Consider the following 16,018-nt stretch of genomic DNA (forward strand, 5'->3'; position numbering starts at 1 on the left):
AATAAATATAATACACCCTAATGGGTTTCTAACAACAAAGGGAAAACAATGCGTAAACTTACCTTTATTGCAGCTGCCGTGAGCGTTGCTATTTTAGCCGGCTGCCAACATGCACCACAACAAACAACGCCAGCACCTGCAGTGCAAGCGCAACCTGTGCAAAGCGAAATAGACAAAGCGAATGCGTTTTTTGAAGATACCTTTAACCGCGATGTAATGAGCAGCCCGGTTTACCAAACTTACATGGGTATCAAAAAAGACTACGATAAATGGGATGACGGCAGCGAAGAGCGCAAACTAAAAGACTTAGCACAAGCAAAAGCCGATTTAGTTGAACTAAAAGCCATTAATCGCGACCTGCTTGATGATGCCACTAAAGTAAGTTACGACTTAAAAAAACAAGACCTAGAGAGCTCAATTGCAGACTTTAAATGGCGATACCATAACTACCCAGTTAACCAAATGTTTGGTACGCACTCTATGGTGCCTGCGTTTTTAATTAACCAGCACTCAATTAGTAATGTTAAAGAAGCTAAAGATTACATTGCACGTTTAAACGGCGTACCTGCAGTATTTGATCAGCTTATTACTGATTTAGAAACCCGTGCTGATAAAGGTATTATCGCGCCTAAATTTGTGTTCCCACATGTGATAGATTCGAGCAAAAACATCATTCATGGCGCGCCGTTTGAAAAAGGCGAAGACTCTACACTTTTAGCCGACTTTAAACGTAAAGTAAGCGCGCTTGAAATTAGCCAAAATGAAAAAGATGCCTTAATCAATGATGCAACTGATGCATTAAAATCAGCCGTTAAGCCTTCTTACTCTAAGTTAATTAATTACTTAGCACAGCTAGAAAAACGCGCTGATAACCGCGATGGCGCATGGAAACTGCCTGACGGTGAAACGTTTTACAATAACGCACTTAAGCGCACCACCACCACTGACTTAACCGCTAAAGAAATTCATGCCATTGGCCTTGCTGAAGTAAAACGTATTCATGATGAAATGCGTGAAATTAAAGACAAAGTAGGCTTTAAAGGTGATTTAAAAGCGTTTATGCAGTTTATGAAAACGGATAAACAATTTTATTACGCCAATGACGAGCAAGGTAAACAACGTTATTTAGATGAAGCCACGGGCCTAATCAACACCATGAAAACTCGCCTAGATGAGTTATTTATTGTTAAGCCAAAGGCTGACCTTAAAGTTAAAGCCGTTGAAGCATTCCGCGAAAAAGCAGCGGGTAAAGCATTTTACCAACAACCTGCGCCAGATGGCTCACGCCCTGGTATTTACTACGCAAACCTTTACGACATGGAAGCAATGCCAACGTACCAAATGGAAGCATTAGCGTACCATGAGGGGATTCCGGGTCACCATATGCAAATTGCTATTTCACAAGAGCTTGAAGGTGTACCTAAGTTCCGTAAGTTTGGTGGCTACACAGCATATATTGAAGGTTGGGGTTTATACTCAGAGTACATTCCTAAAGAAATGGGCCTATACTCAGACCCTTACTCAGACTTTGGTCGCCTTTCGATGGAATTATGGCGTGCGTGTCGTTTAGTTGTTGATACCGGTATCCATGCAATGAAGTGGACTCGCCAAGAAGGTATTGATTACTACGTAAATAATACGCCTAACGCCACATCTGACGGTGTTAAAATGGTTGAGCGTCACATTGTAATGCCATCGCAAGCAACGGCTTACAAAGTGGGTATGCTTAAGATTTTAGAGCTGCGTGAAGATGCTAAAAAGCAACTAGGCGATAAGTTCGATATTCGTCAGTTCCACGACGTTATACTTAAAAATGGCCCTGTACCACTTAACGTACTAGAGAACTTTGTAAACGAGTGGGTAGCAAGTAAAAAAGCTTAATACTTGGTTATAAATAGAAAAAGGTCGCTGATGCGGCCTTTTTTGTTTTATAGTAATAAAAACGCTCAAAGGTAGAGTTAAGAATGGACTTAAGCATACAGTTACTTAATGCGCGCATTGCCAAGCATCAGCTAGACGAGCTTGATAACGACTTTAAACAGTTAACCCCTGCGCAACAAACATTGCAGCTAAACCACCTTTACGAAAGTGCTTTGCGAATGAGTATTAAATACGATTTTATGCAAAATGTGACAATACGTATTTTAACAACCAACACCTTACCAGCACCTTTTATAAACCAATTAACAACGACTGATGCATTAACGTTTTTTACACCGGCATTAAAAGAAAATAACGGCTTTTTAGCACAAGACAGCCGAGGAAATAATGTGCTGCACAGTGTATTTAAACACGCCCATGCTCAAAAGCTGCCTTTTAACTACGTACGCTCATTAATGTTATTCGAATCTAACGATGGGCTAGCAAAAGCCTTAGCACAAACCAATGCGAGCGGCCTTACTCCTGTTGCCTGTTATATTGCTTATGCTGATAAACCTAGCACGCCAGTAAAGCATGAGTTTTCAGCATTATTAGCGCTTATGGAAATAGAACAGAAACAAACCCCAACCGCTAAACAACAATTAGTAAATGTTTTAAAAGGCGTAAACATTAACGAAACCGGTATTTTACTTAGTGCAGCTTACCTACAACGTTCAACAGCACACATTGCCCACCTAGTGAGAGCGATTTAGTCACTTAAATAATACTCTACACTGGTGACCACCCTCACCTTTTTAATGTGAGGGGTATTAGAGTCGCGATTGCTAATACTAAATTGCCCTTGGCGCGCGGATTTTATTTTGCCAAGTGTTGAGTTCGAATCCTTAGCAAATTTGTTAGCGACTTCTCGGGCTTTTTCTGTAGCCTCTTGCACCATTGCAGGCTTGATATCGTTAAGGCCGGTAAATAAATATTCGACCCTGGTTTCGTAACTATCCTGTACTATTGCGATACCTTGCTTCGCCAGTTGGCTTACTTTGCCTAATGCATTTTGGACTTTGTCGGGCGCGTTAGAATAAACAATAATGTTAGCGCGGGCTAAATAACGAAATTTTTGATTATCGTTACCATATTCACGGGCCTGTTTATCAATAATTGACTGGCTGCCGGTACTTATTTCGTCATCATCAAAGCCATGTAACTTTAAAAAAGCAATCACTGTACTATTTTTTTGCTCAACTCGACTAACCAATTTTTCTAAGTTGTTGTCTGCATCAGTGTATTGCAAAGGCCAAATAACCGTATCGGCATTAACCTCACGCTCAGCTAACCCTTTTACCTGTACACTTCGGTCCATACTTTTTACATCAACGGCAGCACTTTTAATAATAAAGCCAAATAAAACTAAGCCTATACTTAAACAAATAGCAGCAAAAACAGTGTAAACATGGGGTGTTTTATTCACAAAAATCTCCTTGATTGATATCAATAATAAGCATTTACGCGCTCGAAATAACACAGCAAACAGGGTACATTGTGAGTATAAATAACGCAAAACATTATCAGCCAAGGATATAGCATGAGCCTAAAGCGTATTAGCCAATTTTTTAATCCGGCCTCGGTAGCTGTTATTGGCGCCTCGAATACCTCTACTCGCGCGGGGTTTGTGGTTATGCGCAATTTATTACAAGGCGGATTTAAAGGGCCAATTATGCCCGTCACCCCAACCCATAGTGCGGTACACGGAGTGCTTGCTTATCCTGATATTGCAGCGCTGCCTAAGGTGCCCGACTTAGCCGTTATTTGTACTAATAAAAATACCTTACTAAGCATTATTGAGCAGTTAGGTCAGCTAGGCTGTAAAAGTGCGATTGTGATTGCCGATGGACTTTCATTGAGCCAAAAAACGGCCTTGAAACATGCAGCTAATCACCATAACGTTACCTTGCTTGGACCTAACTGTTTAGGGCTACTTATCCCGCATATTGGTCTCAATGCCAGCTTTTCACACACCGTAGCAGCACCGGGAAAACTGGCATTTATATCGCAATCTGCAGCGGTGTGCTCCACTATTTTAGATTGGGCTAAAAATAAAGAAATTGGCTTTTCGTATTTTGTATCTGTGGGTGATTGCCTAGATATTGATTTTGACGAGCTACTCGACTTTTTAGGCCGTGATGCAAAAACCAAAGCGATTCTGCTCTACATAGATAATATAGAGGATATCCGCGGGTTTATCTCAGCAGCACGCGCGGCTGCATTTAGCAAACCCGTCATAGCCATTAAAACGGGTAAAACTGGCGCAGGCGCACTGGCCGCCGAAATCCATACCGGTGGCAAACAAAGTTCAGATGCAGTGTACGATGCGCTTTTTCAACGTGCTGGTATGCTTCGGGTGAGTGATTTGCGCGAACTTTTTGCAGCCACTCAAACACTCGCCATTCACCCAAAACTGTTAAAAGTTGAGCAGTTAACCATTTTAACTAACGGCGGCGGACCGGGTGTCATGGCGGTTGATGAGCTGATTTTAAATTCCGGTAAGCTTGCCCAGCTAAGCGAGCAAACCCGAGCGGCACTAAATAAAGTGATCCCCCAGTCGGATACTACATCTAACCCTGTTGATATTTTTGGCGACTCTGCACCAGCCCGTTACAGGCAAGCATTGGAGATTTTACTACGCGCCGAAGAAGTTAAAAACTTACTTATTATTCATACTCCCTCAGCTCTTGCACCGAGTGAAGACTACGCCGATATGATAGTGCAAACCTTACAAAAAATACCAAAGATGGCGCGCCCTTATGTCATGACCAACTTTATGGGGGAAGATGCAGCTTATGCCGCTAGGCGTGTTTGCTCTAACCATACTATTCCAACCTATCGCACGCCTGAGGGTGCCGTTGGCGCATTTATGCATTTGGTCAGCTATCGTCGTAACCAAAAGCATTTAACACAAACTCCGGAATCAAACACTGACGATGCCAAAATAAATAAAACTGCGGCCACTTCACTCATTAATGAATTTTTAGAAGAAGATCAAAGCTACTTGCCCACGCATCAAGCAAGCCAAATCCTTAGTCATTATGGTGTTGAGTGTATTAAAACAGAAGTGGCCTACACGCCCACAGAAGCGCGTGAGCAAGCAATTGAATTAGGCTTTCCCGTAGCATTAAAGTTGATTAGCCCAAGTATTGCCTCTAAATCAGAAGTCGGTGGTGTGGTACTCAATCTCAACGATGCAAACGAAGTTGAACAAACTGCCTTTGCCATGCTGATACGCATTAAAAATACCTACCCAGATGCGGTTATTGAAGGGTTTTCACTACAAAAAATGGCGCCCCGTGCTGGTGCTAATGAGCTGCGAATCGCCATTAAAACCGAGCCTAATTTTGGCCCCGTTATACTACTTGGCGAAGCAGGTAATGGGTTAGAGTATGCCCAAGCAGCCGTTGCTTTGCCGCCGCTTAATATGAACTTAGCTAAATACCTCATTGCAGCAGCAAACGATAAAGGCGTATTAAAAGATCGTATCCTGCCAGAAAAAGTCGATAAATACCGCCTGTGCGCCCTGCTCACACGTATATCTCAACTTGTTGTCGATCAACCTGACATAAGTGCCATGGAGCTAAATCCTATTTTAGCCAGTAACGGCCAATTTTTAGTGCTTGATGCCACCATTACTGTTAACCGTTATCAGACACGTGGCGATCGTAAACGTTTATGTATACGCCCTTACCCTATTGACCTTGTAGAAGAAGTAACCCTTAAAAATAATACACGTGCTACATTAAGGCCTATTCGTCCAGAAGATGAAAAAGCCCACCAAGAGTTTGATCAATCCCTTAATAAAGAAGATCGCTACAAACGCTTTTTTGGCGAACTCCCCCAGTTTAATCACGATCAACTCGCAAAAATGACACAAATAGATTACGACCGAGAAATGGCCTTTATTGTTTGTCAACGCTTTGAAGGTAAAAGCCGCACACTCGGTGTAGCGCGGGTTATTATGGACCCTGATAATTTACATGCGGAGTTTGCCACAGTGGTTCGCTCTGACTACCAAGGTTTAGGTCTTGGCAGGTTACTGATGAGTGCTGCAATAAATCACTGTAAGCGCCAAGGCGTAGAAGTCATTGAAGGCATAACACTACCAGAGAACACCGGCATGATAGAACTAGCCCGTAAGTTAGGCTTTACTATCAGTCGTGATTTTGAAGAAGGCAGTATTAATATGCTGTTAAAGCTAAAAAAATGAAAAACACAGCACGGAAAACTTTAGCGCAGGTATTTGAAGGAACCGGTGATTACCGAACAGCAGGGCATATACTCGATACTGCGCTAATTGCTTTAATTATGCTTAACGTTGTTGCCATAGTGCTGGAATCAGTACCAAGTATAAATAAGCTTTATTACCCGCAATTTTTACTATTAGAAGTAATTTCAGTGGCTATTTTTAGCCTTGAATACCTCGCAAGACTTTGGGCCTGTGTCGATAAAAGCAAATACGCAGCTATAAAAGGTTCAAACGTAAAACGTCGGCTGCATTATTTTTTATCACCCTTAGCTCTTATTGATTTAATAGCCATTTTACCGAGTCTATTAATGTTCATGTTTCCTCTCGATTTACGTTTTTTACGGGTATTAAGGCTGCTAAGAGTATTTAAACTTACTCGCTACTCTCGTGCAATGCAGTTGCTATTACAAGCATTTAAAGATGAAGGCAGCTCATTACTGGCCGCATTTTTTATAATGTCGGTGGTGCTTATACTCGCCTCGTGTGGCATTTATTTATTAGAGCACGATATACAACCCGATAAATTTGGCTCTATCCCTGCGGCTATGTGGTGGGCTATGGCCACGCTTACCACGGTAGGTTACGGTGATGTTGTGCCCATTACTCCTGTAGGTAAGCTATTTGGTGGGGTGATCACCTTAGTGAGCATGGGAATGGTGGCAATCCCTACAGGTTTGCTTGCTTCAAGTTTTTCAGAGCAAATACGTAAACGTCGTCAGTTTTTTGAAGACGCCGTACATGAACAAATCCATGACGGCAGCCTAGATGACTCACAGCGCATGCACTTAGAAGAACTTCGCTATAAACTGGGTTTGAGTAAACTTGAGGCCAATAAAGCAATTAAAACTCAGCTTAATCAGCGTAACAGCCATTTATTTTGCCGTCACTGTGGTAAACGCCAATAAGCTTATTTTTACTAATTAAATATGTTACTCCAATCTTGTTTTATCAGTGCGGGAACAGCTTCTTTAGGTACTGGCTTACTAAATAAATAGCCCTGAAAATGCCTACAGCCTAACTGATTTAAAAACTGTAGCTGTTGTGTATTTTCAATGCCTTCAGCCACACACTCTTTACCTAGGCTATGCGCTAAGGTGAGCGTTGATTGAATAATCGCTTCATCATCAGAGTCCACACCAATATCTTGCACAAAGCTTCTATCTATTTTCAATACATCAATAGGAAAACGTTTTAAATACGTGAGTGAGGCATAGCCTGTACCAAAGTCATCCATGTAGAGTTTACAGCCAAGTTTTTTCAGCATTTCCATACTATGTAGTGCTCGTTTTGAGTCGCGCATTAAAATAGACTCAGTGATTTCAAACACTATCGCGTCTGAAGGTACATCAGCCTTTGTAAGTGCCTTATGGATTTCAGTTACCAGCTCTTCGTATTCAAAATCAAGCGCAGAGAGGTTAATCGACAAGTACAATTGTGGCGATATTTCTCGCCATTGTTTAAGCGCTTGTAACGCACGGGTAAAGGTCTGCAGCATTATTTTTGTTATTAAGCCAATGCTCTCAGCCGCTAAAGAAAATTCTTGCGTTGGCACTAACGTGTTTTCAGGCCAGCGTAATAACACTTCAAAGCCTTCGGTTTGCTGAGTGCGCGCATTCACTATGGGCTGATAATAATTACAAAACTGTTCTTCTTGGTATGCTTTAGTGAGCAACGACTCTAAATGCAGCGCTTTTTGTACATGCTGGTTCATCTCCTGCTTGTAAAACTTATAACTGCTTTCAAGGGACTCTTTTGCATGATACAGCGCGATACTCGCAGCTTTTAAAAGCGCAGCGTGATCGAGAGCGTCATCAGGTGCTATTGCAACACCTATGCTTAAATTAACGTTTACCACCTGGCCATTAAATTCCATATTTTGGCTGACAGAGTCTATCAATTTAGAGCAAATAAGTAGCACTTCTTCAATTTGTTGCACATCTTCCACCAGAACAACAAATTCATCGCCGCCAAAGCGGGCCACACTGGCTGATGGGCGTAATGCGCGTTTAATGCGCTTAGCCACTTGCTTTATTAGCTCATCCGCCGCTTCACGTCCAAATGAATCATTAAAGTATTTAAACCGCTTAATATTTACATGCAGCATAGCGACTTTGCATTGATGATTTTGTGCTTGCTCAATAGCATGCTCAACCCTGTCGTTAAACAGCATGCGATTAGGTAAACCGGTTAAGGAATCGTAATTAGCTAAAATATGTAGCTCATTTTCGGCTAATTTTTGTGCATGAATATCGGTTAAAATAATAACGTAACTGCTTAAGCGCTGCTCTGTGTCGGCAACCGCGCTAATTTTAACCAATACGTGGCGCTGCTCGCCATCGGCAAGTGTAACTAAATCTTCACACGAGAAATGCTCGCCAACGCTGAGCTTTTGCATAATACGTAAATAATCAAACTGACTACTACGTGAAATACCTAAATTTAAGGCGCGGCTAGAGCGTGGCTCACTCGGAAAGTTAAAGGCCGTTTGCAACGATTTGTTAGAGGCGCGAACCGTAAAGTTTTTATCAAGAATAAACACCCAATCACGGGTTTGCTCAAACGCAGCGGTAAATAAGCGGGCATGCTCTTCAAACACCATTTCGCGGGTCATATTGGTGTAAGTACCCGCTACTTTTTTAGGAGTCTGACCGCTCCATTCCACCACTTTGCCAAAGTCTTTATACCAACGCCAATAGCCTTTAGCGTGGCGTAAACGATAAGTGCAATTAAAGTAGCCTTTATCGGTTGATAGAAACTCTAACCATTCTAATCTGAAAAGCGCTTTATCTTGCGGGTGAATTTTAGCTAGGTAATCATCTAGGCTCACGCTTTCTTGATCATATCCCAGTTCATTACATAAGCGCGGCTGGTAAATACTACTGGATGTTGACTGCCAATCCCACATGCCCGACTCACTGCCCTCTAAGGCTAGTTTTAATCGCGCTTCACTTTCTTTACTTTCTTTATTAGCGGCCAGTAATATGCGCTGAATTTTGTTGCGGCGCATTACCCAAAAAGCAATAAATGCTATAAACCAAATAGCATAAAGCACTATAAAATACGGTGCTCGCCACAGTGGATACTTAACACGAATTTTTAATACTGCAGGCGGAGTATACTCGCCTGTAAGCGGGTCTTTAGCCCATACCTTTAGTTGGTAATTACCTGGGTTTAATTTTGGAAATAACACCCGATTATTATTCCGCGTGTACGTTTTTTGCCCATCATCAAGCTGATACTCATAAATTATGCGCTCTTGATAGCTAAACGCCATTGCTGAAAACGCCACTTCTAAACCGATATCATCATGATTGAGTACTATTTCATTGAGTGGCTGTTTTAAATCGATAGATAAATCACGCGACATTAAATCAACCCGAGTGATATTTACGTGGTCAATTAATGAATGGTAATTTTGATTTTCCATTGGATGAAAATAAGTAATGCCCTTTAAGCTACCATAGGCAATTCGGCCATCTTTTAAGTGCGCCATAGCACTGCTGTTAAACTCAGCTGAAAGCAGTCCTTCTGATGTAGAAAACTGCTGAAAATGAAGTGTTTCTGGGTTTAGTCGCCATATACCTTTATGACTACTCATCCAAATCATACCATCATCATCCAGCACCATGTCGTAAAGTAAGGTACCTAGCTTGTTTTTTTCTAAATCAACGGTGTGCACTAACTCATAGCTTTTAGCATCAAGTCCTATCAAGCCAAAGTTAGAAAGCGAAATCCATAAAATACCATTGTTATCTACCACGTAAGAAAGCACATTAATAGCCACATTGTCGTGTTGTTTTGGCACTTTATAAATGGTGTTTAACGTTAATGTAGTTGGATTTACTTGGTATAAAATACCCGCATTAAAAAACAGTGGCATATCGGGCTTGGTTGCCAGCGCTGGCGAAAAACCATGCGCCAAAAACGGTTCTATTTTGCTAAAAGCCCCTTCTAATCGGGTGACTTTCTGGGTGTCGATATTGTATCTAAACATGCCATGATCTGAGTGCACATAGTATAAATCACCGTTTGGCATTAAAGTGACACCATGCACCCAACCCTGTATAAAATCTCTATTGCTAGGGTTACTTAAGGTTGGCTCGTTAATTTGATGGGTTACAGGGTCAAACTCAAATAACCCTCTGTTTGTATGTAACCATAACTTATCTTTGTAGGGAATAGCTTCATAAATGCTAAATTCAGTAGTCAATAAGTCGACTTTAAAGTCTTTTAAGTAAACCTTGCTGGTGTTAGTACTTAAGTCAATTTCAGTTAAGCCATTGTGTGTTGCAAGCCACAGGCTATTATCGTACTCCGTAATGCCCCAAACCGAAGGATGAGAAAGGCCATCCCCCCCCAGTTGGCTACCATCTATATTGCTAAAGTGGTAGGTATTATTAGACAGATAAAATGCACCATCGGTTTTTGTAGCTAGCCAATAGCCACCCGATTTATCTTTAACCATGTCTATCATACTGGTATCAGATAGGCTGTATTTACTTTGCGTTATACGGGTGTTTTTTACTAACTCTTTCGTATTTAAATTAAATCTAAAGAGCCCTTTATTGGTCGCCAGATCTAGCTCTTCACCTTCGTTAATAATGCGCCATACATTTAAATCGGCAATAATGGCTTTGTTTTTAAATGCTAAGTCGGGGCGTTCAAACATGCCCGGCAAATCGCTAATATCAACTTGATATAACCCCTTGACGGTACCTACTAGCAACTGGTTGTTTTCTATTACAGAGAACGACTTTACGTTGTTTTGGTAAATATGTTCAGCCTTGCTCTTTAAATGCTGCAACGCTCTAATTTGCTCAGAAGCAATATCAAATACAAACGCACCATGGCTAGTACCTATAAAAATATACCCATTATGATGAAAAAGCTCTCTTACTAAGGTGTTTTCGTATTCTTTAGGCAACTCAAATAAGCTCGTTATTTTACCTGTTTCGATGTCTAATTTAGCAAAATCGCGACCACGCCCAATCCACAAAGTCTTGTCATCAACAGCGACCATACTAAATACCGATTGGCTTAAAATTTGTTTTTCGCTGGTAGGCTGGGAAATAAACTGCTGGTAGGTATCAGTAGTGGGGTCATATTTGAATAAACCAGCGAGTAAAGAAGCTATCCAAATATTGCCCGCGGGGTCTTGATAAACACAATCAATAATAGCTTCTTCAAGTTCGCCATTAGGGCCGTTAATTGAAACAACTTGGTAGCCATCGTAACGATTTAACCCCCCTTCCGTAGAGAGCCATAAATAACCGTTATTATCAAGCAGCATAGTATTCACATAGCTTTGCGAAAGGCCCTCGCTGGGAGATAAACGCTTTACTTGTGCGCCCACTTGGCAACTAAATATAGCAATTAAAGCTATGAAGCAACTAATGATCCCGTTAACGCCTTTACTCATGGCTTGGTCCGTTGTTTTTGTTATAGGTATTCGAGAGCAACTATATTTCGATGAGCATAAATATCAAAAAGTGCTTTTAAACCAGGAGTATATGTTAATACCTGGTTAAAACCAAGGCCCATATATAAAGCTGTAATACTTTTATAAGCAAAGGTGTAAAGTGGTAGGGGCTGGTGTTTTACTGCAGCACTTAAAAGTCGTGTCGCCAGCCCTTTACTACGATGCTGAGGGGCAACAAATACGGTCGATAAAAATAAGAAGTCGTGTTTATTTTGAATCCGACACGCCGCAACTATGTACATTCCTTTGTAAACAACCCAAACCTGATCTTGCTTATTGGCACGCCCTCTTACGCTATACTGTGCATAAAACTTATTAACTAATGGAGTTTTAAGTGCGTCTAATATTTGTACTGTGTACATACTAGCTTAGCATTAACGCCAAATACTGCTCAAACTGTTGCTTTAAAAATGCTTGCTCAGCCACCGGGCGGCTATGAATGGTGTTGTAAACTTGTTCACGTGTTTTTTTATTACGTTTAATTTGATAAGCCCAAAATGATGCCTCGTAATCTAATTGAATCTGGTATTTTTGCTCTCGAGGTAAAGCACATAAATTAAAACTCACAACCACTCCTAAGTACGGTTAATTATCCGCATTTATTATACGTATATTTGATACTATTTACTGTTTAAAAAGCAACAAACATGGGCAAAAAGCAGACTATTTTGTTATTATTTGCGGCGATCATTTGTCCCTATCCCCATTTTAAACGGAAGTAATCTTGCAGATACAACCCAATACTTTGTTTTTATTAGTCGTTTTATTTTTTAGTAAAATCACACTCGCCAATCACAATAGCGTTATATTTAACCGCCCCGCCGACTCAGCTCAAGCAAGCTATGCGCTCGCTTTACTCACATTAGCCTATAAAGAACTTAACTACGAAGTACACATAATTGATTTTAATCGCCAAAATGCATTATTAGCAGCCAATAATGGGGTGTTAGACGGCCAACTTGGGCGTGACATAAGCATAGAAGCAGATAATCAGAACCTAATTAGAATTAACTACCCGCTGTTTGACTATAAGCTTTTGCTATTTAAAAACTGCCAACCCAATACTCTCGATAAACTCAATAGTATTGCGGTTTTGTCGGGTTATCCGGTTCAACACCATTATTTGAAAGAGCAAAAATTTAACGGCAATATTATTGAAGTAAAAAATATTACAACCCAACTTAACCTACTAGCCCAACATAAAGTTGAGGGGGTAATTATGCTCGATTTTGTACTTAAAGCCGATAACTTTGCCCTGCCTGAGACGTGCATGCAAACCCAGCTGCTAAGTACGTTTTCGCTCTATCATTATGTACATAAAAAGCACACGGCTTTGGTAAGTAAATTATTGAATACTTTATATAAATTGCACAATAACGGGACTACTCGCGCGTTGCGTGCAAAGTATAATTTAAAATATTAATAAGTCACACTAGGTTTAAAATTCAAAGCCTTGTTGTTTGTCCAAAGTAGTTTGAGATTGGGCTGCTTGGCGCTTTTGCAAATACCGTTTGTAGCGCTGCTGGCATAAGCTAAGTACTTTCTTTTTTTGCGCGTTGGTTAATGTGTTCCAATTAAAGCGCTCATCCCGGCTTCGGTAGCAACCTTTACAATAGCCTCGGTTATTTACTTGGCAAATACTTTTACAGGGGCTTGGAATATCAAATATTTCAATTTGTTGCATTGTGCCCCCTAAGTAGATTAATTACTTTGTACGAGTATAGCGTTATTTATGTACAAAAAAAAAGCAGCGTTTACGCTGCTTTTTTTACGCCAACGAAGCTGCCTAATGGCTTTCCTCACATGCTTTGTTTGTGATTTCAGCTTTACGTTGAAATGGCTTTGCATACATGGCTAAAACAAGTGGCTTTAGCTCTTCTGGCACCAAGGCTAAACGCTGCTCAAAGGTAGCGGTATCCGGCTCATTAATTACTGCTTGCTTGCAACCGCCGGCAATGTAATTGCCTGGGTGTAAGTAAAAAGACTCAACAATGTGCTTATCAATTGTTTGCGCTAGCTCATCTGCATCATCGCAGCCGCTTTGCACGGGCTCTCCAAAAGCTAAGTGTACATGCCCTTTGGCAGAGCTAAACCCTTCAACAATACTTGCAATGTCTTCGCCAGCTGATTTTACGTATTCACCATGTTGCTGTTTATGGTAAAGCTCTTTTGCTTTAGAAATTGCACAAGGCTCATACTGGTAAGAAATAGACACCGGAACAATTTTTAACTCTTTAATGTACTCGCCAAACTCTTTCTTTTGTTTACGGCCATTAAGTTGCAGCATTTTTAAAAGCGCAGGATCTGTTTGATCAAATCCATCTTTTGCACGGCCTTCTTTTTGGGCAATCCAAATAGAGTTTCCTGCCGTTAACGAGTCATAAATATATGATGATAACTGCGTAAGCGCCTTAAGCATCTCTTTAGGTGCTTTGGCTGAGCGCTTAACGATAAAGCTTTTATTTAAACGCATCAGCTCGGTGATATAGGGTATTTGCAATAAATTATCGCCAATTGCTATGCGCACCGTCTTCATATTGTGCTGATACAACCCCCAGTTCACTAGTGCAGGGTCCAGCACTATGTCGCGATGGTTTGATATAAATAAATACGCCTGCTGTGGGTCTAATTTATCTAAACCCGAAAAGGTGACTTTTGAGGTAGTGCGTTTTATAAGTTTATCTAAATACTCTGCAACTTCGTTTTGCACATCTTCAACGCTCGTAAATTTACCCCATTTTTTTCGTAACTGGCTTCTCACCAGTGCGCGAGCAATAAAAGGTATAGCCGATATAAAGCGCGGCAAGTTGTACTTTGCTATTACATCAATAAACGCATTATCGTTAATTAAACGCGCTAGCGAGGCCGCAACTTCGTCGTCGTTGTAAGGTCTTATGTCTGCGTACTTATCTTCTAATTCACTCATTACTGCATCTACAATGTTAAAAAACGGCACGCAAAACGTACCGTTTATATATAATTTTGATTATAACTCAGCCACTCTTAAATAAGAAATAGCCAATTAGTTATGCTTATTTGCGAGCCATTTCAGTTTATGACCACGCAAAAAGAGGTTGGTGCATTGTTTTTTAATCTTATCAACTTTAATAAGGCTTGCTGACCTTTCATGGGTAAGTAAGTTCAACCTCAAAAGAAAAACAGGCCCCAGCGATATAGCCCGCTAAAATATCATGTTATTTATATTTGAGTGGGCAGACCAGCCAATTTAGACTTTTATCAATAGCCTGACTTTTTGTACTAAGCATTTGGTAGTAATAGCATTAACATAAGTGTGTATTCGTAGTACCTTAAACACTCTTGCCATTTTACGGTACGCATTTAGATAGGACACACAATGAAAATCACCATTCTCGATAACGCTACTTTAGCTAAAACCTCGTTAACTTGCATTGAAGAACTAGGTGAGCTAACGACTTACGAACTTACCTCACCTGAGCAAGTTGTTGCTCACAGCCAAGGCGCGGACGTCCTTATTACCAACAAGGTTGTGCTAAATCGCGATACGATAAGCCAACTTAAAACACTTAAGCTTATATGCGTAAGTGCAACAGGCACTAATAATGTTGATTTAAACGCCGCTGAAGAATTTGGTATTGCCGTTACCAATGTAGCAGGCTACTCGACCCCTTCGGTTGTACAGCACACGTTTTCGTTGGTAACTAATTTATTAGGTAATACACATCGCTATCAACGCGATTGTCAGCAAGGTGCATGGCAAAAAAGCGAGATGTTTTGCAGATTAGACTACAGCTTTAATGATTTACAAGGTAAAACATTTGCCATTATAGGTGGCGGCACGCTGGGTAAAGGGGTAGCCACAGTAGCACAAGCATTTGGCGCAAATGTAGTGGTGGCAGAGCGTAAAGGTGCGCCTTGTAGGAAAGACCGCACACCTTTCGAAGAAGTATTAAAAACCGCTGATATAATTAGCGTGCACTGCCCGCTGACTGATGAGACACGCGATTTAATTTCGTTAGATGAGCTAAAAATGATGAAACCTAGCAGTATTATTATTAATACCGCCCGCGGAGGCATTATAAACGAAGCCGACCTAGTAACAGCGCTTGAGCAAAATTTAATTGCTGGAGCAGGCGTTGATGTACTAACAAAAGAGCCGGCAGAGCTCACCAACCCACTAGCAAATTACACAGGCGAAAACTTGCTGCTTACCCCTCACATAGCCTGGGCAAGCACAGAGTCAATCGTACGCTTAATTAATGAGGTGAGCTTAAACATAGCAGCCTTTACTAACGGTGAATCTCGTAATCGTTTAGTGTAACGTATTTTGGCTATACTATATTTAATTGACCTAAATTAGCCTAATCGTTAAAAAAACTAAAAAGTGG

12 protein-coding genes are annotated in these 16,018 nt (G+C 40.9%); 6 read left to right on the forward strand and 6 right to left on the reverse strand.

What is annotated here, in order from left to right; translation table 11 throughout:
• Positions 1-48 precede the first annotated feature (48 nt).
• Positions 49-1,881: a DUF885 domain-containing protein gene (locus CWC17_RS09915; RefSeq protein WP_138542120.1), complete on the forward strand. Its 1,833-nt coding sequence runs from the start codon at positions 49-51 to the stop codon at positions 1,879-1,881.
• An 83-nt stretch (positions 1,882-1,964) separates the two neighbouring features.
• Entirely contained in the window at positions 1,965-2,633 is a 669-nt protein-coding gene (locus tag CWC17_RS09920) for a hypothetical protein (protein ID WP_138612744.1), read from the forward strand.
• Here the strand turns inward: CWC17_RS09920 and CWC17_RS09925 are convergent.
• Positions 2,630-3,346: an SIMPL domain-containing protein gene (locus CWC17_RS09925; protein ID WP_138612745.1), complete on the reverse strand. Its 717-nt coding sequence runs from the start codon at positions 3,344-3,346 to the stop codon at positions 2,630-2,632. The two genes, CWC17_RS09920 and CWC17_RS09925, sit on opposite strands and share 4 nt — an antisense overlap.
• A 114-nt stretch (positions 3,347-3,460) precedes the next feature.
• On the opposite strand from CWC17_RS09925, the gene CWC17_RS09930 reads away from it, so the two are divergent.
• Together CWC17_RS09930 and CWC17_RS09935 are read left to right on the forward strand one after the other, a co-directional pair.
• Positions 3,461-6,133 carry a bifunctional acetate--CoA ligase family protein/GNAT family N-acetyltransferase gene (locus CWC17_RS09930; protein ID WP_138612746.1) on the forward strand — a complete coding sequence of 891 codons (2,673 nt, stop codon included), beginning with the start codon at positions 3,461-3,463 and terminating at the stop codon, positions 6,131-6,133.
• Positions 6,130-7,077 (forward strand): ion transporter, encoded by a 948-nt coding sequence (locus tag CWC17_RS09935; protein ID WP_138612747.1) that lies wholly within the window; start codon positions 6,130-6,132, stop codon positions 7,075-7,077. The genes CWC17_RS09930 and CWC17_RS09935 overlap by 4 nt, the downstream gene beginning before the upstream one ends.
• Positions 7,078-7,088: 11 nt before the next feature.
• On the opposite strand, the gene CWC17_RS09940 is transcribed toward CWC17_RS09935, so the two are convergent.
• From CWC17_RS09940 to CWC17_RS09950, 3 genes are read right to left on the reverse strand one after another with little or no spacing between them, the layout of a single operon-like run.
• Positions 7,089-11,591 (reverse strand): EAL domain-containing protein, encoded by a 4,503-nt coding sequence (locus tag CWC17_RS09940; RefSeq protein WP_138612748.1) that lies wholly within the window; start codon positions 11,589-11,591, stop codon positions 7,089-7,091.
• Between the two features lie 20 nt (positions 11,592-11,611).
• The gene (locus tag CWC17_RS09945; protein WP_138542125.1) at positions 11,612-12,013 is read right to left on the reverse strand and encodes a GNAT family N-acetyltransferase; all 402 of its coding nucleotides are present in this window, start codon (positions 12,011-12,013) and stop codon (positions 11,612-11,614) included.
• Between the two features lies 1 nt (position 12,014).
• Positions 12,015-12,218, reverse strand: a complete 204-nt coding sequence (locus tag CWC17_RS09950) for a DUF3283 family protein (protein WP_055016422.1) — start codon at positions 12,216-12,218, stop codon at positions 12,015-12,017.
• 157 nt (positions 12,219-12,375) lie between these two features.
• Here CWC17_RS09950 and CWC17_RS09955 point away from each other — a divergent pair, with 157 nt between their 5' ends.
• A complete protein-coding gene (locus tag CWC17_RS09955) occupies positions 12,376-13,074 on the forward strand; it encodes a substrate-binding periplasmic protein (protein ID WP_138612749.1) in 699 nt (232 codons plus the stop codon).
• Between the two features lie 15 nt (positions 13,075-13,089).
• Here the strand turns inward: CWC17_RS09955 and CWC17_RS09960 are convergent, their stop codons facing one another.
• Both CWC17_RS09960 and CWC17_RS09965 read right to left on the reverse strand, forming a co-directional pair.
• The gene (locus CWC17_RS09960) at positions 13,090-13,335 is read right to left on the reverse strand and encodes a DUF1289 domain-containing protein (RefSeq protein WP_055016420.1); all 246 of its coding nucleotides are present in this window, start codon (positions 13,333-13,335) and stop codon (positions 13,090-13,092) included.
• Between the two features lie 102 nt (positions 13,336-13,437).
• Positions 13,438-14,577 carry a 1-acyl-sn-glycerol-3-phosphate acyltransferase gene (locus tag CWC17_RS09965; protein ID WP_138612750.1) on the reverse strand — a complete coding sequence of 380 codons (1,140 nt, stop codon included), beginning with the start codon at positions 14,575-14,577 and terminating at the stop codon, positions 13,438-13,440.
• 429 nt (positions 14,578-15,006) lie between these two features.
• On the opposite strand from CWC17_RS09965, the gene CWC17_RS09970 reads away from it, so the two are divergent.
• On the forward strand, positions 15,007-15,951 hold the full coding sequence (locus tag CWC17_RS09970) for a D-2-hydroxyacid dehydrogenase (RefSeq protein WP_055016419.1): 945 nt from the start codon (positions 15,007-15,009) through the stop codon (positions 15,949-15,951).
• Positions 15,952-16,018 lie beyond the last annotated feature (67 nt).

This window comes from Pseudoalteromonas sp. S3785, from assembly GCF_005887365.1.
In the GTDB taxonomy this organism is placed as follows: Bacteria; Pseudomonadota; Gammaproteobacteria; order Enterobacterales; family Alteromonadaceae; genus Pseudoalteromonas.

Excerpts from the sequence above, each read along its gene's own strand:
- CWC17_RS09960 (WP_055016420.1), bottom strand. The coding sequence starts at position 13,335 with ATGCAACAAATTGAAATATTTGATATTCCAAGCCCCTGTAAAAGTATT.
- CWC17_RS09970 (WP_055016419.1), top strand. The coding sequence starts at position 15,007 with ATGAAAATCACCATTCTCGATAACGCTACTTTAGCTAAAACCTCGTTA.
- CWC17_RS09945 (WP_138542125.1), bottom strand. The coding sequence starts at position 12,013 with ATGTACACAGTACAAATATTAGACGCACTTAAAACTCCATTAGTTAAT.
- CWC17_RS09935 (WP_138612747.1), top strand. The coding sequence starts at position 6,130 with ATGAAAAACACAGCACGGAAAACTTTAGCGCAGGTATTTGAAGGAACC.
- CWC17_RS09920 (WP_138612744.1), top strand. The coding sequence starts at position 1,965 with ATGGACTTAAGCATACAGTTACTTAATGCGCGCATTGCCAAGCATCAG.
- CWC17_RS09965 (WP_138612750.1), bottom strand. The coding sequence starts at position 14,577 with ATGAGTGAATTAGAAGATAAGTACGCAGACATAAGACCTTACAACGAC.
- CWC17_RS09915 (WP_138542120.1), top strand. The coding sequence starts at position 49 with ATGCGTAAACTTACCTTTATTGCAGCTGCCGTGAGCGTTGCTATTTTA.
- CWC17_RS09930 (WP_138612746.1), top strand. The coding sequence starts at position 3,461 with ATGAGCCTAAAGCGTATTAGCCAATTTTTTAATCCGGCCTCGGTAGCT.
- CWC17_RS09940 (WP_138612748.1), bottom strand. The coding sequence starts at position 11,591 with ATGAGTAAAGGCGTTAACGGGATCATTAGTTGCTTCATAGCTTTAATT.